The sequence below is a fragment of the Pseudoalteromonas sp. 23_GOM-1509m genome (assembly GCF_000518425.1).
GTDB lineage: Bacteria > Pseudomonadota > Gammaproteobacteria > Enterobacterales > Alteromonadaceae > Pseudoalteromonas > Pseudoalteromonas tetraodonis.
In genome coordinates this window covers 1-19,593 of the sequence record NZ_JADO01000015.1, presented here as the reverse complement: position 1 = coordinate 19,593, position 19,593 = coordinate 1, and the positions used below count along the sequence as shown (strand labels likewise).

Below are 19,593 nucleotides of genomic sequence, written 5' to 3'. Positions count from 1 at the left end.
TAAATATTCGCGCCGCATGAGTCGGCTAAACACATTTAAAAAACTAGGTTAGAAATAGGCAACTATGGGCAAATCGCTAGTAATTGTAGAGTCACCTGCTAAGGCTAAAACAATTAATAAATACTTAGGTAATGATTTTATCGTTAAGTCCAGTATTGGACACGTACGAGATTTACCTACTTCAGGTTCTGGCAAAAACAAAGCACCAGCAAGCAAAACGCCTGCTGAGGTGCGTAAAATGCCACCTGATGAGAAAGCAGCGTATAAACAGCAACGTGACTATACTAACTTAGTCGCGCGAATGGGCATCGATCCTGAAAAAGGATGGGAGCCACATTACGAAATATTGCCGGGTAAAGAAAAGGTTGTTCAAGAATTACAAAAGCTTGCCCAAAATGCTGATCAAATCTATCTCGCAACGGATTTGGATAGAGAAGGGGAAGCTATTGCTTGGCACCTTCAAGAAATAATTGGTGGCGAGCCAGAAAAATATAAGCGTGTTGTTTTTAACGAAATCACTAAAAATGCAATACAACAAGCATTCGAAACCCCAGGTGAGTTAAACACCGACATGGTTTATGCACAGCAGACCCGTCGCTTCTTAGACCGTGTTGTTGGCTTTATGGTATCGCCCCTATTATGGGCTAAAGTAGCGCGTGGTTTATCAGCGGGTCGAGTGCAATCTGTTGCAGTGCGTTTATTAGTTGAACGCGAACGTGAAATTAAAGCATTTATTCCTGAAGAATTTTGGGACATTCATGCCGATGTTAAAAATAGCGAGTCTGACCTACGTTTAGAAGTCACTAAACAAGCAGACAAGCCATTTAAGCCAGTAAATGAAACTCAGGCTAGTGCAGCAGTTAAAAGCCTTGAGAATGCCGAATATAAAGTTGTCAGCGTTGAAGAGAAACCAAGTAAAAGCCGTCCAAGTGCGCCATTTATTACTTCAACAATGCAACAAGCAGCAAGTACCCGATTAGGTTATGGCGTTAAAAAGACCATGATGCTTGCCCAGCGTTTATACGAGGGGGGTTATATTACTTATATGCGTACCGATTCAACTAATTTATCGAAAGATGCGGTTGAAATGTGTCGCGAATACGTAACCAATGAGTTTGGTGCCAAGTATTTACCTGCTGATCCGATTAACTATAGCTCTAAAGGTAATGCACAAGAGGCGCACGAAGCGATTCGTCCTTCTAGCGTATCTGTACTTTCTGGGCATGTTGAAGGTGTGGATGCCGATGCGAAAAAGCTTTATGAGCTTATTTGGCGTCAGTTTGTGGCCTGTCAAATGGTGCCAGCTGAGTACGATTTAACCACCTTAACGGTCGCTGCCAACGATTTTACATTGAAAGCAAAAGGCCGTGTTTTACGTTTTGATGGTTGGACTAAAGTGCAACCGGCAGTACGTAAAAAGAATGAAGAAGATCAATCGCTGCCTGCTGTTAAGCAAGGCGAGGTGCTCACGTTAGTTGAGCTTGATCCTAAGCAGCACTTTACTAAGCCACCGGCTCGTTTTAGTGAAGCAAGCTTAGTTAAAGAGCTTGAAAAACGTGGGATTGGTCGTCCTTCCACGTATGCCTCTATTATATCAACGATACAAGACCGTGGTTATGTACGAGTAGAAAATCGTCGCTTTTTCGCGGAGAAAATGGGGGAGATTGTCACCGATCGCCTTGTTGAAAACTTTACCGATTTAATGAACTTCGATTTTACCGCTAAAATGGAAGGCCGTTTAGATGATATCGCCGAAGGTGAGCGTGTTTGGACGCAAGTTCTCGATAAGTTTTACGCTGATTTTTCAACGCAATTGAATATTGCCAAAGGTGAACCCGATGAAGGCGGTATGCGTCTTAATCAAATGGTAGAAACCGACATTGACTGCCCAACGTGTGGCAGAAAAATGGGTATTCGTACTGCTTCAACGGGCGTATTCTTAGGATGTACTGGTTATAACCTGCCACCTAAAGAGCGCTGTACTACCACTATGAACTTAGTGTCGGGTGATGAAGCGGTTGCAGCTGATGTTGAAGACGTTGAAACAGAAACATTAATGCAAATGAAGCGCTGTCCAATTTGTGAAACAGCGATGGATTCATACCTCATCGATGAAACCCGTAAACTACACGTGTGTGGTAATAACCCAGCGTGTCATGGGCATGTGGTTGAAGAGGGTACGTTTAAAATTAAAGGTTACGACGGCCCTATTATTGAATGTGATAAATGTGGCGCTGATATGGAATTAAAATCAGGTCGATTTGGTAAGTATTTTGGCTGTAACAATGACGAGTGTAAAAATACCCGTAAGTTATTAAAAAATGGCGAAGCCGCGCCACCAAAAGAAGATCCCGTTCATATTCCTGAATTAGAATGTGAAAAGTCTGAAGCCTATTTTGTATTACGTGATGGTGCTGCAGGTATTTTCTTAGCAGCAAATACGTTCCCTAAATCACGAGAAACACGCGCCCCCAAAGTAGAAGAGTTACAGCGTTTTAGAGATCGTATTTCGCCTAAGTTTTACTACTTAGCTGATGCACCAGCTAAAGATCCTGATGGTAATCTTGCTGTTGTGCGTTACAGTCGTAAGAATAAATCACAGTATGTAATGACTGAGGTTGATGGCAAAGCAACTGGTTGGACGGCACACTACGAAGGTGGTAAATGGGTAGAAGAGGCTAAGAAAAAAGCCGCGCCTAAAAAGAAAGCCGCCGCTAAAAAAGCGCCTGCTAAAAGTAAAGCGAAAGCAAAAGTAAAAAAAGACGATGAATAATTAATTATTCACCGCTTTAAGTAATAAAAAACCGGAATGCACAGCCTGTGACAGTTCCGGTTTTTTTTGTCAAATCAAACCTATCGCAATGGCATTTTTAATCTGTTTTTTTACTTTACAGGATTAAAAAATGTAACCAATTTAGGTTCAATTCACTCAATTATTCATTAAATTTTAACAGCAGTGACTTTGTTATAGCCTTCAGATGTTAGTTCATCATTCACACACTTTAAAACATAGTTATAAAGCTCTTCATTGCTTACGTCGTCTTCTTTAGCCCAACTAACACACATTTCTGTGAATTCCTGAATCGTCTCAGCTGAAGCGTCTGTAGCATCGTTTGCCACTGCATTAGCAGCAGATAAAACGAAAAATGGTGCAACGATTAACGCGAGTAATGCTTTATTCATTTTCTTATTCCTAAAAATGGAGTAACAATCGAGTTATGCATTCATACAATGCCTACATAAAACAAGTGTAACCAAGCCAGAACATCTCTGTTGGTATATTGATTTTTAATCGAATATAAAATAAAGGGAAACGAAATATTTTTATCGTCAAGATGAGCGTATCGCGTAAAAGTGTTTAACCTTAACTAATTGTGTTACAGCTAAATTTAGGCTAATGTCGCGTTTTAATTTTTAGGTGTTCTTATGTCAGAGCCACATACAAATAATATAAATAAAAAAATACAACCTGTTCATAAAGTAGAGCATGCTCTTGAGTCGTTTATATTCAAAGGACGCTGGTTATTAGCCCCATTTTTTGTCGGTTTACTATTTGCTGTGGTTTTATTACTAATAAAATTTTTTAAACAGCTGTATTTGATGGGGATCGCAACGTTTACTGCCAGTAATCAAGAGTTGTTGGTGGGTATATTAACTTTGGTTGATACCGCTTTGTTAGCTGGACTTTTATTAATTATTATATTTAGTGGCTACGAAAACTTTGTCTCTAAGCTTAATATCGAAAATCATGAAGACCGTCCCGTATGGATGGGAAAAGTAGGATTTTCTGGTTTAAAAATGAAACTGATTAGTGCAATAGTCGCCATTTCAGCCGTTGAGCTATTAAAGGTGTTTATAAGCTCTGCATCTCATTCAAATGATGAATTACTCTGGAAAGTGCTGATACACGTTACCTTTGTTGTGTCGGGTGTACTGTTTGCATTTACTGATTACTTAAATAGTAAAACAATTAGCCATTAAAAAATGCTAAAAAAACCCGAGCAGTGCTCGGGTTTTTTATAATAATGTAAATATTAACTGCAGTGGGCGTAATAACAACCAAATGGCTCAACTGTCAGTGTTTCATTATCAAGCTTTGCGTTGTGATGAGAAAGGTCGTTATGTTCATTTTCAACACTTGCATTAGTAGTAAGTTTTGCTTGTGAAGCACTCAAATTGAATACACACAACATTTTTTCATCGTTTAGAGTACGGTAAAACGCTAAGATTGGCTCTTCGGTTTGTAAAAACTCAATATCACCTTCAAGTAATACCGGCTGGTTTTTACGCCATGCCATAAATTCACGGTACGCATTTAATATTGAGTTTGAATCATTCTCTTGCTCAGCAACTGCTTGCAGCCTATGTTGTTGATCAACAGGTAACCACGGTTTTACTTCACTAAAGCCCGCATTGTGAGCATTGGCATGTGAGCTATCAAGGTTTTCCCAAGGCATTGGGGTACGACAACCATCACGGCCTTTAAAGTTTGGCCAAAACGTAATGCCGTATGGGTCTTGTAAATCTTCAAACGCAACGCTTGCTTCACCGAGCCCGAGTTCTTCACCTTGATACATACACACGCTACCACGTAACGAGGCCAATAGGGCGGTTAACATCTTACATTGCGCAGGGTTTACTTCACCCGTTTCGCTCCAACGGCTTGCAACGCGCTCTACGTCATGGTTACTAAATGCCCAGCAAGGCCAGCCTTCAGTCATACGTTGTTCAAGTGTAGTAACGGTGTTTCTTATATATTCACTCGAGTAGTCATCAGTTAGTAGCTCAAAGCTGTAACCCATGTGCAATTTATCGCCGCCTTGGGTGTATTCTGCCATGGTGGCTAATGAATCTTCAGATGAAATTTCACCTAGTGACACGGTTCCTGGGTATTTATTGAGTAAGGTGCGAATGTCACGCATAAACTCAATGTTTTCTGGCTGTGTGTTGTTGTAGTAGTGATACTGAAAAGCATACGGATTGTCTTCACTAAAACCACGGCCCTGACGCTTTTCTTTTGGTTTTGCAGGATTATCACGAAGCTGTGCGTCATGGTAACAAAAGTTAATTGCATCTAACCTAAAACCATCAACGCCTTTTTTAAGCCAAAACTCAACATTATCTAATACAGCTTGGCGAACATCAGGGTTATGAAAGTTAAGATCAGGCTGTTCCGTGAAAAAGTTATGTAAGTAGTATTGTCCACGACGCGGCTCCCATTGCCATGCACCGCCACCAAAAATAGACAACCAGTTGTTTGGTGCTGTTCCGTCTTCTTTAGCATCGGCCCATACATACCAATCAGCTTTATCGTTGGTTAAATCTTCACGGCTATCAATAAACCATTGGTGTTGATCTGAGGTGTGACTAAGCACTTGGTCTATAATAATTTTAATATCGCGTTGATGTGCTTGCGCAATGAGCTCATCAAAATCATCTAAGTTACCAAAAAGGGGGTCGATATCGCGATAGTCGCTAATATCATAACCAAAATCTTTCATAGGTGATTTAAAGAAAGGTGAGATCCAGATAGCATCCACCCCTAAGCTTTTAATGTAATCAATGCGATTAATTATCCCTTTTAAGTCACCAATGCCATCGTTGTTGCTATCTTGAAAGCTACGCGGATAAACCTGATAAATAACCGCACCTTTATACCATTGCTTTTGGGCCATGCCTTTCTCCGTTTTCACACTGTCTTTGTGTTGTTCTTTTTTAGAGGTGTTAATCCTCGTTTATTTGAAAAAGCATACTTGAAGCCCGTCATACTGTAAAAAGTCTGCATACGTATGCACCGTTTTAAGGCCATTAAAAGAGGTTAAATCAATCGCTTATTTCATCGATTTTAACGCCGGTTTATTGAATATCTCTTTACCAATTTGGTTTGTTAAATTGTTAATTTATTGTTTGCGTTATTTAGGTGCTTAAAAATAAGGGGGTGCACTAAATTGGTGATTATTAATATTGGTCTTACCAATTGTACATAAATAAATGTTCTCCATACTAATAAATTAGAAAATAAAATAGCGTCGTGTCACTTTATTTATGTTTAATGACACACTTATTTTATCAAAAAATAAATAATGACTATCATTAAAGCTATAAATGCTAATTGCACTAAAATAACTCATAATAAAACAGTCACTTATAAAATAGTGTGTAAATTTAATGTTAACTTAATGCGTGTGGTGTAACTTTGAATACGTATGCATAAAGTTGTTAATAAAATAATACGAGCGTTAATATTCATCCTGACAACAAAATAAGCTCGCATGCTTAACTATCACTTAAGCAAGTAAGCGGGTATCACATTATGGGTAACGGGAAAACATTATGGCTATGTTCAAACCAAGTATACTAACGCTAGCATTAACTGCTGCCGGACTATCAAGCTTTGCCACCACTGCGGCACAAGAAGAAACAATAAAAAATGATGATGTAGAAATCATTGAAGTAAAAGGCTTTCGCGGTAGTGTTGTTGAATCAATTAATACTAAGCGTTTTTCAACACAGGTTGTTGAGTCAATTTCTGCAGAAGATATTGGTAAACTTCCAGACTCGTCAATTGCAGAGTCAATCGCACGTTTACCCGGTTTAACGGCGCAGCGTCTTGATGGTCGTGCAAGCAGAGTAACTATTCGTGGTTTTGGTGAAAACGAAAGTGGTACAACATTTAATGGCCGTGAACAGGTTTCAATTAGTGATAACCGTGGCGTTGAGTTTGACCTTTACCCATCAGAAATAATGAGCGGTGTAACCGTATATAAAACACCAAGTGCTAGCATTGATGCAGAAGGTATCGCTGGTGTAATTAATATGCAAACAGTAAAGCCTTTAAGTAAAGGCGAGCGTGTAGTACAGGTTAACGGTCAGTACGAAAAAACAAGTTTTGATAAATTAAACCCAGACGGCAACAACGATGGTTACCGCGGTACTTTATCGTATATCGATCAGTTTGCAGATGACACAATTGGTGTTGCATTTGCCTTGAACACAATGAGCTCACCAAACCAAGAAAAGCGCTGGAATTCTTGGGGTTACCCAGAGTTCACTGCTGATGGAAATAACTACTCTATTTTAGGCGGTGCAAAACCTTATGTGCGTTCTTCAACGCTTGAGCGTGACTCTGCAATGCTTGTTTTAGAAGCTGCTCCATCAGATAAGCTACATATGTCATTTGATGCGTTGTATGTAGACTTTTCAGACGAAAAAATACTTCGTGGTATTGAGATACCATTTGCATGGGGTCAAGGTTCGATTAACGAAGACTCAACGACTGTTGATGCAGAATCAGGGTTTATTACCAGTGCAACCACGCAAGGTCAACGCGTTGTAGTTCGTAACGATTATGAAGAACGTAAAGCCGAACTAACAGCATTTGGTTTTAATACTAAATATGACATCGATGATACTTGGTCAGTAGAATTTGATGCAAGCTACTCACAAGTAGACCGTAAAATCTGGAGCATTGAAAGTTATTCAGGTACAGGGCGTGGTGATTCACGTGGTGCTGCCGATAACCTAGGCTACACTTTTAATGGTGGCAACACAGGTGCAACATTTACACACGATCTTGATTACAGCGACTATGACCTGATCCAGTTAGGTGGTCCGCTTTCGTGGGGCGCAAGCTCAGCGCTAAATGATAAATATGGAATTACAGGCACAGAGTATGAAAACCAAGCTCAAGATGGTTTTATTAATGCGCCTACCATTGATGACGAACTAACAACGTTAAAGTTTGCAGCGTCAAAAGTACTTGAAAATGATTATCTAAGCTCAATCGAATTTGGTATTTCGCATCGTCAACGTGAAAAATCAAAGAGCTCTGAAGGCTACTTTATGACGCTTTCAGCATTCTCACTTGATAACCCAGGAATGGTGAGTGTACCTGAGCAGTACCGCCAAGGTAGTGTAGATTTAGACTTTATAGGTATGGGTAATATGATTGCCTATGACACAAATGGTCTGGTTAATGATGGCTACTACAACTTACTTGCAGAGAGTTTAACTAATCCAAGCCACGCGACAAAATCATGGACGGTAGAAGAGGAAGTTACCTCTGCATTTGTTCAAGCAAATATTAACACTGAAGTTAATGGTCTTTTGTTAACTGGTAATGTTGGCGTTCGTTACATTCAAACTGAGCAATCTTCACAAGGTAACGCGTTTGGTTCTGTAAATGGGTTAGTATTAACGTCACCAACAGACATTAGCCACGATTACTCAAACGTATTACCAAGCTTAAATTTATCATTAGCACTTGATGAGCAGCAAACCGTACGTTTTGGTGCAGCTAAAACAATTTCTCGCCCACGTTTGGATGAAATGAATGCCTCGGTTAATGCATCATATAATCAAACACCAGACGAAAACGGCAACTACTGGTCCGTTTCGGGTGGTAACCCAGAACTTGAAGCGAAAGAAGCAACAGGTTACGACATCACTTACGAAAACTACTTTAGTGATGAAGGTTACTTCTCAACTGCATTTTTCTACAAAGACTTAACTCAGTGGATTTTCGATGGCACGTACGAAATTGATATGACAGGTGTTGAAGACCCATCTACAGGTCAGTTGCCAGCAACAAATGTTGGTACAGGTAGTGGTAAAGTAAATGGTGGCGGTGGTGACCTATGGGGTTACGAACTATCTTTAGCGTTACCATTTAAGATTTTCCATCCATCTCTTGAAGGTTTTGGTTTAATTGCCAGCCATACAGGGATTGAATCAGACATCGAAGATCAAAACGGTAACGAATACGAGCTACCTGGTCTTTCAGATAAAATCCAAAGCTTAACTGTTTATTATGAAATGCACGGTCTTCAATTACGTACAAGCATGCGTAAACGCAGTAGCTTTAAAGGTGATGTGTATGGTTTAGGCTTTAACACAGACCAAGTAAATATCTTAGGTGAAACTATTTGGGATATTCAAGCCGGTTACGACTTCTCTGAAGCGGGTATAACAGGACTTGAAGGACTAACCGTGCAATTTCAAGTACAAAACCTAACAGAAGAGCCGTTTACATCGCTATCAGGCGATAATGCGCTGCAAGTGCGTGACTACCAAGATTACGGTCGTACTTACTTGTTAGGCTTTAGTTACAAGCTATAATAAATTTTGTGTTTAGAAGCCCTTGTGATTTGTTTTACAAGGGCTTTTTTATAGCTACTTTACCTAAATTTTATCAAACTTTTTAAACTCTGATTTATAAACGTGGACAATAATATGAAACCAATAAAACACGTCGTAATTGCAGGCGGTGGTACAGCTGGATGGATAGCCGCTGCACTGTTAAATAAAGTATTAGGTAAAGTAATTAATATCACCCTAATAGAATCAACTCACATTGGCACAGTGGGCGTAGGGGAAGCTACTATCCCTCCTATAATGCAGCTAAATAATGCATTGGGTATCAATGAACAACACTTTATAAACGCCACTAACGCAACGATTAAGCTAGGTATTGAATTTGAAAACTGGAAAACACCAGCGCACAGTTATATGCATGCGTTTGGCACCTTGGGTAAAAACTTTCCTTTTTGTGATTTTTATAATTTTTGGCTTAAAGGCCAAACGCAAGGGTGCAAAGATGATTTTTGGGACTTTTCATTAAATTATCAGGCTGCAAAAAACAATAAATTTGCTCCACTGAATACCATTTCTAACACGTCGTTGCCAGGATTAAGCTACGCGTATCATTTTGACGCCAGTTTGTATGCGGAGTTTTTAAAGCACTTAGCCACAGAGCGGGGTGTAAAACACCTAGATGCTAAAATTAGTGAGGTTACGCAGTGCCCAACCAGTGGCAATATTCAGAGCCTAACCCTTGATGATGGCAGCAGTATCAGTGGCGATTTATTTTTAGATTGTACGGGCTTGCGTGCCTTACTGATTGAGCAAACACTCAATACTGGGTTTGTAGATTGGTCGCACTACTTACCCTGCGATAGCGCCATTGCAGTGCAAACAGCATCAAATAATGAACTAAAACCTTATACACGTTCAATTGCTCACAGTGCCGGTTGGCAGTGGCAAATTCCATTACAGCACAGAATGGGCAATGGCTTGGTGTATTGTAGCCGCCATATATCTGATGACGATGCAAAACAATTATTACTCAACAACCTTCCCGCAGAGCCTATTACTGACCCCCGGTTAATTAAGTTTAAAACGGGTCGTCGTATAAAACAGTGGCACAAAAACGTCGTTGCTATTGGCTTATCGAGTGGGTTTTTAGAGCCACTTGAATCAACCAGTATTCACCTAATACAAAGCGCTGTAACGCGTTTAATTAAGTTATTTCCCCATAACGGCATTAGTGAGCCATTAGTGGAGACATTTAATCAGCAAAGCCAAATCGAAATTGAACATATTCGCGATTTTATTATTTTGCATTACAAGTTGACCGAGCGTACCGATAGCCCGTTTTGGCGCCAATGCCAACAAATGAGCATTCCTGATTCACTGAAAAAGAAAATCGAATTGTTTAAACATACAGGCAAGCTCATCCGTGAAGACGATGAGTTATTTGCCGAAGTGGCGTGGCAACAAGTCATGATAGGACAAGGCCTATTACCCGATGATTACGCTGCGCTAGCAGATTCATTATCCAATGAGCAATTAACAGAGTTATTTAGTAATTTAAAAACATTAATAAATTCAACAGTAGAGCAACTGCCAAGTCACACAGTATTTTTAAGTAGTTTAAAACCAAAATAAGTGCCTTGGCTAGTAACATGCTTAGCAGTTTAATTCTTGGGTTAACAGGGTCTGAATATAGCTGTGAATACGTATGCAGCAACTGTAACCAAACTACAGTTAGCTTTAGTATAAACCAATGACAACACTGAAATAAAAATGACACACACAATGAAAAAAAGATTTTACATACCCTTGTTGCTATCAAGCACATTAGTTGTGCAAGGCTGCAGTGATGATAATAAAAGCACACAAGCAAAAACGGTTGTTAATAAAACAGAGCCTGTAAAGCCAGTTGTTTATCAAGTGTTTACCCGTTTATTTGGTAATACTCAAACCGCAAACATTCCATGGGGTACTAAAGAGCAAAATGGGGTGGGTAAGTTTGCTGATTTTAACGATGCTGCGCTTAAAGGCATTAAAGAATTAGGAACGACCCATGTGTGGTATACCGGCGTTTTACATCATGCCTTAGTGGGTGATTACACCGAATATGGAATTAGTCAGGATGATCCAGATGTGGTTAAAGGGCGTGCAGGCTCGCCCTATGCAATTAAAGATTATTACGATGTAAATCCTGATTTGGCGGTAAATGTTACCAACAGACTCGAAGAGTTTAGCGCGCTTATTGAACGTACCCACGATCATGATATGAAAGTGATAATAGACATTGTGCCCAATCACGTTGCACGTGATTACCACTCAACGGCTAAGCCTTATGGCGTTAAAGACTTTGGTGAACAAGACGATACCAGCAAAGACTATGATGTTAATAATAACTTTTATTATGTACCTGGTGAGTCATTTCAAGTGCCTTCGAGCGACAGTTATCAAGTGCTTGGCGGAAATTCTCATCCCTTAGCTGATGGTAAATTTAATGAAACACCGGCTAAATGGACAGGAAACGGTGCACGCTCTCCACAGCCTAATATAAACGACTGGTACGAAACAGTAAAAGTAAACTACGGTGTTAAACCCGATGGTAGCCTAGATTTTCCAACTTTACCTAAGGCGCTAGAAAACCAAGACTACCGCGCTCATTACGCCTTTTGGCAAGATAAAGAGTTGCCTAATAGCTGGTATAAATTTAGAAATATTGCGCTTTATTGGTTAGATAAAGGCGTGGATGGCTTTCGCTATGATATGGCTGAAATGGTGCCGGTTGAATTTTGGAGCTTTTTAAATTCATCGATAAAAATGCATAAACCCGATGCATTTTTACTTGCAGAAGTGTACAACCCATTGATGTACCGAACTTATATTCACCAAGGTAAAATGGATTACTTGTATGACAAAGTAGGCTTTTACGACACCTTAAAAGCCATAATGCAAGGCAAGCAAGCCGCAAGTAGTATTTTTAATGCTCAGCAAAAAGTGGCTGACATAGAACAACATATGCTGCACTTTTTAGAAAACCATGACGAGCAACGTATCGCAAGTCCTGATTTTGCCGGCGATGCCGCGTTGGGCAAGCCAGCAATGGTGGTCTCTCACTTAATCAGTCGCTCGCCAAGCTTGCTTTATTTTGGTCAAGATGTGGGTGAAGATGGCTCAGAAAACGCGGGGTTTGGTAGCCCAACTCGCACCAGTATTTTTGACTATATTGGTGTTCCTGCTCACCAAGCGTGGATGAACAACGGTAAATTTGATGGCGGTCAGTTAACAACTGAACAAGCGCAATTACGCCAATATTACATTTCAATTATGGCACTTAACGATTTACCAGCGATTGTTGCCGGCGATATGGCGCAACTGATGATCACGGGGAGTGACAGCGTGGTTGGTTTTGTGCGTACCTTAGGCCAACAATCATTATGGGTGCTGAGTAACTTTAGCCAAAAATCGCAAACGGTTACCGTTACACTTAGCCCGCACCAAGCTTTAACTCTCAAACCTAATTCAACGTTAAATGACCTGTTAGAGGCGCATAACGGTATTTTGGTTAATCACGATCAACAAAACGCCACCTTTACACTGACCCTTGATGCATTTAGTAGTGCGGTTTTAATTAATAAGGCTGAAAAATGAATAACAATAAAAACAAACCAGATTTAAGTTTTTGGCAAATTTGGAACATGTGCTTTGGCTTTTTAGGCATTCAATTTGGCTTTGCATTGCAAAACGGTAACGTAAGTCGGATTTTTCAAACCCTTGGCGCTAATGTCGACGATATTCCTATTTTGTGGGTAGCAGCACCACTTACCGGTTTAATTGTACAGCCAATTATTGGTTACTGGAGTGATAAAACGTGGGGTAAATTAGGTCGCCGTCGTCCGTTTTTTTTATACGGCGCTATTTTAACCACATTATCGTTATTTATTATGCCAAACTCACCAACACTTTGGATTGCAGCGGGCATGTTATGGATCATGGATGCATCGATTAACGTCACCATGGAACCATTTCGCGCCCTTGTAGGCGATAACCTACCAAACAAACAGCGTGCTACGGGCTATGCAATGCAAAGCTTTTTTATAGGCGTAGGCGCCGTGGTTGCTTCTGCACTGCCTTGGATGATGACAAACTGGTTTGATATTGCCAACACCGCCGCTGCAGGGCAAATTCCTGATTCAGTAAAGTACTCATTTTACTTTGGTGCAGTTGTATTGCTGGTCGCAGTGGGCTGGACAATTATAACCACCAAAGAATATTCACCTGAAGAATTGGCCGCATTTAATCAACAAGAGCAAGCTCAAGTTGAACAGACGCTTTGTGCACAAATTAACTTTAGTAAAGGCGGCAGTGTATTTACCGTGTTAGGGCTTGCCGTACTTGGTTTAGTCACGGGATTAAACCTAGAAAAAGAGCTGTACCTATTAGCAGCTGGGTTAGTGAGTTTTGGCGTAATTCAATTTATTGCAGCCGCACTACAAGCAAAAAGCCACACCAGCGGTGGCTTTTACCAAGTCGTTAACGATGTGTTCACCATGCCAGAGGCGATGAAACAACTTGCTTGGGTACAGTTTTTTAGCTGGTTTGCCTTATTTGCCATGTGGATTTACACCACCTCAGCGGTAACAAGTTTTCATTATGGTAGCAGCGACACAAGTTCAGCGGCGTATAACAATGGTGCAGACTGGGTGGGTATTTTATTTGCGGCTTACAACGGTTTTGCTGCATTGGCGGCTTTATGTATCCCGATCATCGTTAAGCGTGTTGGTTTAAAACTAGCACATGCACTTAACCTTATTTTAGGTGCGTTAGGTTTGGCGAGCTTTATGTTTATACAAGAACCGAGCTTACTTATTTGGCCAATGATAGGAATTGGTTTTGCGTGGGCGTCTATATTGTCGTTGCCTTACGCCATGTTAAGTACCTCAGTACCGAGTCATAAAATGGGTGTGTATATGGGAATATTTAACTTTTTTATTGTGATCCCACAATTATTAGCCGCCAGTGTACTTGGCCTGATACTCCGTCACTTTTTCCAAAATCAACCTATTTACGCATTGATGCTAGGTGCTGTGTCTTTTGTACTTGCAGCGGTTGCCGTACTGCGTGTTAAACAGTCTTAATTTAAGGGGCTAAAATGAAAAAATATAACCTAATTACCGCGACAATATTGGCCGCAGGCCTTGTAGGTTGTGGCGTGCAAAATACGCAAACCAGTGCAGTAGCGCAAACATCAGTGAGTGCGCCAGGCGCACCAGGCGAAGCCCCATTTTGGGCATACGCAGGCAAAACTGGGATAGGCACGTCTTTTGAGCAATACCAAAATGGCCATTACAGTGACGAAGCACCTACAGGTAAAGTGTCAAAAGTATGGTTTTCGATTGCCAAAGGGATGATCACCGAAACCATGTTCGGGCTTATTCATCAAGCGCAAATTAAAGACATGCAATTTGTTGTAGTCGGAAAAGATTTTACAGTCACTGAAGCTGACGATTTAGACGTTACCATTGATTACTTATACAAAGACGATAAAGGCCGCCCGTTATCATTAGCATACAAAGTAGTAAGCAAAGATAAGCAAGGTCGCTTTAGCCTCGAAAAACATATATTTACCGATCCAGACGGTCAAAGCTTATTTGTACGCAGTATTTTTAATACCCAGCTTGACGGTGTAAAAGCATATGTAACAATTAACCCGTATATAAACAACAACGGCTTAGATGACTTTGCAAAAACCACCGAGCAAGGGTTGGTAGCGTGGCAGGGCGATAATTACTTGTCATTGCAAGGTGCACAGCCATTTAAACAAACAAGTGTTGGTTTTACAGGTGTGAGCGATGGTTTAAGCCAGCTTAAAAAAACTCAGCAGCTTACCCGTGTTTATAAAACTACCGGTGAACAATCGGGTAATGTTAGCCTACTTGCAGAGCTGGGTGAAATTGGTGAAAACAGCCAGTTCGATTTAACCCTAAGCTTTGGTAACAACCAGCAATCAAGCTTTAAACAAGGGCAAGCTACGCTAGCCAAAGGTTACCAAGCTGTGCTTGATAATTACAACGGTAAAGGCGAAGCGCTTGGTTGGCAAGACTACCTGCAAAGCCTTGCACCGCTAAATAAAATGAGCGAACAAACCGCTGATAACGGCAAGTTACTTTACACCAGTGCTATGGTGTTAAAAGCGCAAGAAGACAAAACTCATGCTGGGGCACTTATTGCCTCTTTATCTAACCCATGGGGTGAAACCGTATCGGCGAAAACCGGCTCTACCGGTTACAAAGCGGTATGGGTGCGCGACTTTTATCAAGTTGCCATGGCGTTTATGGCCATGGGCGATACTGCAACAGCTAAAACCGCATTTGAATACCTTGAAAAAGTACAAGTAAACAGCAAAACCCCGGGCAACAACGGCGACACAGGTTGGTTTTTACAAAAAACGCACGTAGATGGCGAACTTGAATGGGTAGGCGTACAGCTAGACCAAACCGCTATGCCTATTATGCTAGCGTGGAAGCTTCATCAGGCAGATGTGTTAAGTGATGCTGAGCTAACTGATTGGTATACCCGCATGTTAAAACCGGCCGCTGACTTTTTGGTAGACGGTGGGCGCGCTAAAATCCTATGGAACGACATGCAAATAACCCCACCTGCGACTCAACAAGAGCGTTGGGAAGAGCAAGAAGGGTATTCGCCATCAACCACCGCTGCTGTTATTGCCGGTTTAATTACCGCCGCTGATATTGCAAAAATGGCAGGTGATGAGGTAAATGCTAAACGCTACCTTGCAACAGCAAAAAGTTACAACGCCGATATAGAAAGCATGATGTTTACCACCGCAGGAAATTTAGAATCAAACGCATCAGACGGCGAGTATTTTATACGTATTGGCCAAGACAAAGACGCCAATTCAAATACTAAAATTAACGCTAATAATGGCCGTGAAGGGTTTAATAAAAAGCAAATTCTCGATGGTGGATTTTTAGAGCTCGTTCGCTATGGCGTTCGTGATGCGCTAGCGCCTAGCATAGTAAAAACACTCCCAGAATATGATGACGAAACCCTAACCGATAACCTACAAGTAAAATACAGCTTTGAGTTTACTGACGGCAGCGGCACATTTGCAGGCTACCGCCGTTATGGTAACGACGGATACGGTGAAGACGAAGTAACGGGCGCTAACTATGCCGAAGGTGGAAAAAACAGCCCAGGGCAACGTGGGCGAGTTTGGCCATTTTTTACCGGTGAACGTGGTCATTACGAAATTGCCGCTGCAAATGCCAATAATAGTTTAGATGCAACAAAACAACAGGCTATTAAAAATAGCTATGTAAAAGGGCTAGAGCAATTTGCTAACGAAGGCATGATGCTACCTGAACAAGTATGGGATGGCGTAGGCGTAAATAAAGCAGGATACACGTTAGGCGAGGGTACAAACTCGGCCACACCACTGGCGTGGACGCATGCTGAATACGTGAAGCTAGTGCGCTCACTAAGCGACAAACAAGTATGGGATCATTATCCGGTGGTAACTAACGCACTAAAATAACCACAAACTATCCGCAGTTCAGGTTAATTAACATAGCCGTAGTAAAATACGGCTATGTTATTTATTACAATAATAACGAGGCTGAAATGAAAACATTTACCTTGAGCGCATTAGCATTAGCAATCATGCTAACAGGCTGCCAAAGCGCACCATCATTAAATAACAACACGAATAACACCGAAACATCGCTACTAAATACTGAACAACACGCAACGCCTTGGTGGCAAAATGCGGTATTTTACCAAATTTGGCCCCGCAGTTTTTACGACAGCGATGCTGATGGCCATGGCGATTTTAATGGTATGACCCAAAAGCTCCCGTATCTACAAGAGCTTGGCGTTAACGCATTGTGGTTAACCCCGATGTTTGAAGCACCGTCGTATCATGGCTATGATTTTACTGAATTTTACCAAGTAGAAAACGACTACGGCAGCATGGCCGAGTTTGAAGCCTTTATAAAAGCTGCTGACGACAAAGGCATGAAAGTCATACTTGATTTAGTTATAAACCATATATCAAGTAACCATGAATGGTTTCAGCGTTCAGCAAAACAACAAGCTCCTTATGCAGATTACTTTATTTGGCGCGACGATATGCCAAAAGCAGGAAGTGGTTGGGGGCATGCTTGGAGTAATAACGACCAACCCGACGCAGTATGGCATTGGAATGAAACACGCCAGCAGTATTACTATGGTGCGTTTGGAGCAAGCCAACCTGACTTGAATTTACGCCACCCAGATGTTGTTGCCGAAATGGAAAAAATGGCTAAGTTTTGGCTTGATAAAGGCGTTGCTGGCTTTAGGTTAGACGCTGTACGCTTTGCCATGGAAAGCGGCGGCAATACACAGGCCGACACAGACGAAACCATAGCTTACTGGCAGCACTTTAATCAGTATGTAAAAAGTGTAAACCCTGAGGCATATTTGGTGGGTGAAGCCTGGGCAGATATTCCTGTGGCGGCAAAATACTACGGCGAAGGTAAAGGGCTTGATCAGGGCTTTGATTTTGAAGTGGGCTATAAAATACTGGGCTTATTAAAACCCAATGCCAGTGGTGAAGCGCAATTTGGCACCATGCAATCTAATCAACAAGTGAATACAGTTTATGCCAATGTGCTCAAACAAAATTTACAACAGCGTATTGATTCAAATGCACCGCTTGATTTTTTTGCACCGTTTTTAACTAATCACGACCAAGAACGTATCGCTTATCAACTTGCAGAGCACGACGATAAAGCAAAACTTGCCGCCGCCATGTTATTTAGCTCTCCTGGCACGCCGTATATTTATTACGGTGAAGAGATAGGCTTAACACAAGGTGGCACAGGTCACGATGTTTATAAACGTGCGCCTATGCAATGGGACAACAGCAATCAAGCCGGTTTTACCAAAGCTAAAACGAGCTGGGTTGAACAAAGTGAATTATTTGGTAAAGACTTTACAAGCTGGTGGCCTGAATTTTTAGCCGAGCAGCTTAGCGCAGGTGATCGCAATGTTAAAGTACAGCAAATGCAGCCAAACTCATTATGGCGCTTGTACCAGCACTTAATTTCGCAGAAAAAACAGCGCCCAGAGCTGGGTATTAAAGGCAGTTATGAATTAACGCAACACAACAACGGCCTAGTTGAAATAACCCGCGAGTTAAACGGCAGTAAAAGTATGTTTGTGCTTAACTTAACCGCTAACGCACAAAGCATTAGCAGTATTAAACGCGAGGGTTTTACGCCTAGCTGGCAACACGACCTCAATGGCGAGCAACTCGCTGGCTATGGTTTGTTGTTACTAAACAACACATTATAAATAGAATGCACACAAAAGGTGCTAACATACGTTAGCTCCTTTTGGTGAATGTGCTTTTATTGCATTACCTCCATGTTACAGCGCTTTTAATGAGTCATAAGTAGCTTAACTTCTTCTTACGTCATCGCGCTTATCATGAAAATGAATATAAGATGCAATCCATCACAGGTAGGTATTTACGGTACGTAATGAATACTGACGTACCAACATATAATCAGCGATATAATTTAAAAATGGGGAACGCATTTTCATATCATCACCAATATTGAAGGCTGTATAAATATACAGTCTAGTTGTTTTGCTCCCATATTCAAGAAAATGAGCGCTGAGCGCACTTTCTTCTTTCTTATTATATTTAGTAGCAAGAAAAAATTTTAGCTGGCAATGAGTTAAGTTATTTGTTAAAAAAGTAATTAATAAATATATTAGCGTGACGTTGGCAGAAACATACGCGACGAGCGCACTATCAAATTGTTAGGTGTTTCTAAGGTTTGGAGTTCAAATGGGATTTAAGTTTTGGTTCGTTAGAGCATTAAAAGTATTTCTTGGAGTAGCAGCCTTACTTTTTATAGTTGAGTTGCTTAAACAGCACTCAGTTCAAGAAGCATTAATTTTTGCTTGTACTTGGTCATTGATTACAACAGCAGTGTTTATATGTTCAAGACTATATCAATCACGTAAAGGTGTAGAGTGTGCTTTGTGCAATGATATTCCAGACAAAAGTGATAAAAACACCTAACAAGAATTTAAAGCGGGACTGCTAACAGTTTGCTCGGTTTCGCTACGCTACACATTTTAGCAAACAATTAACAGCCCCTTAAATGGGCGTTGGTATGACTCCCACTGTCAAGTTAAACGCACTGACCCTTGCCTAACTTTTTAAGCCATAATTACTTCTGCTCGAATTAGAGCGAGTTAATACATAGGATGAAGCAAGTAATGTCGTCGGTTATCTTGCTGATATTCGTTGATTATTACTATTTCTAGTAACAGAGCAGACCTTACTTAGTTCGTCGTGGCACCTGTCTTCAGTCTATGTTCGTGGTTCAATGCAGCGTTAGCTGCATTGCCATCCTAACGCCGTCGGTGGTTGTGCCACACCCGATGCTTGATCCCATGCACTAACTCTAATTCGTTTATCATGCGGGTACTCTT

At 41.0% G+C, this 19,593-nt stretch carries 11 protein-coding genes; 9 read left to right on the top strand and 2 right to left on the bottom strand.

All coding sequences use genetic code 11. The annotated features are described in order from the left end of the window. The first annotated feature begins 64 nt into the window (after positions 1-64). Entirely contained in the window at positions 65-2,773 is a 2,709-nt protein-coding gene (topA, locus tag N523_RS0106690; protein WP_028835835.1) for a type I DNA topoisomerase, read from the top strand. A 167-nt stretch (positions 2,774-2,940) separates the two neighbouring features. Here the strand turns inward: topA and N523_RS0106685 are convergent, their stop codons facing one another. Beyond that, positions 2,941-3,183, bottom strand: coding sequence for a hypothetical protein (locus N523_RS0106685; RefSeq protein WP_016899532.1), 243 nt, complete (start codon positions 3,181-3,183; stop codon positions 2,941-2,943). A 243-nt stretch (positions 3,184-3,426) separates the two neighbouring features. On the opposite strand from N523_RS0106685, the gene N523_RS0106680 reads away from it, so the two are divergent. Continuing rightward, positions 3,427-3,981, top strand: coding sequence for a TIGR00645 family protein (locus tag N523_RS0106680; protein WP_028835834.1), 555 nt, complete (start codon positions 3,427-3,429; stop codon positions 3,979-3,981). A 53-nt stretch (positions 3,982-4,034) separates the two neighbouring features. Here the strand turns inward: N523_RS0106680 and N523_RS0106675 are convergent, their stop codons facing one another. Next, complete coding sequence (locus tag N523_RS0106675; RefSeq protein WP_028835833.1) at positions 4,035-5,675, bottom strand: alpha-glucosidase family protein; 1,641 nt, start codon at positions 5,673-5,675, stop codon at positions 4,035-4,037. A 658-nt stretch (positions 5,676-6,333) separates the two neighbouring features. Between N523_RS0106675 and N523_RS0106670 the strand changes: the two genes are divergently transcribed. The 7 genes from N523_RS0106670 to N523_RS0106640 all read left to right on the top strand — a co-directional run bounded on the left by N523_RS0106670 (position 6,334) and on the right by N523_RS0106640 (position 19,177). Then, positions 6,334-9,117: a TonB-dependent receptor gene (locus N523_RS0106670; RefSeq protein WP_028835832.1), complete on the top strand. Its 2,784-nt coding sequence runs from the start codon at positions 6,334-6,336 to the stop codon at positions 9,115-9,117. A 114-nt stretch (positions 9,118-9,231) separates the two neighbouring features. Then, positions 9,232-10,725, top strand: a complete 1,494-nt coding sequence (locus N523_RS0106665; RefSeq protein WP_028835831.1) for a tryptophan halogenase family protein — start codon at positions 9,232-9,234, stop codon at positions 10,723-10,725. Between the two features lie 150 nt (positions 10,726-10,875). Beyond that, positions 10,876-12,732 (top strand): alpha-amylase family protein, encoded by a 1,857-nt coding sequence (locus N523_RS0106660; protein WP_028835830.1) that lies wholly within the window; start codon positions 10,876-10,878, stop codon positions 12,730-12,732. Then, positions 12,729-14,219 carry an MFS transporter gene (locus N523_RS0106655; protein WP_028835829.1) on the top strand — a complete coding sequence of 497 codons (1,491 nt, stop codon included), beginning with the start codon at positions 12,729-12,731 and terminating at the stop codon, positions 14,217-14,219. Before N523_RS0106660 ends, N523_RS0106655 begins: the two co-directional genes overlap by 4 nt. 14 nt (positions 14,220-14,233) lie before the next feature. Beyond that, complete coding sequence (locus N523_RS0106650; RefSeq protein WP_028835828.1) at positions 14,234-16,639, top strand: glycoside hydrolase family 15 protein; 2,406 nt, start codon at positions 14,234-14,236, stop codon at positions 16,637-16,639. A gap of 86 nt (positions 16,640-16,725) precedes the next feature. Next, entirely contained in the window at positions 16,726-18,438 is a 1,713-nt protein-coding gene (locus tag N523_RS0106645) for an alpha-amylase family glycosyl hydrolase (RefSeq protein ID WP_028835827.1), read from the top strand. Positions 18,439-18,940: 502 nt separating this feature from the next. Continuing rightward, positions 18,941-19,177: a hypothetical protein gene (locus N523_RS0106640; protein ID WP_028835826.1), complete on the top strand. Its 237-nt coding sequence runs from the start codon at positions 18,941-18,943 to the stop codon at positions 19,175-19,177. Positions 19,178-19,593: the final 416 nt, after the last annotated feature.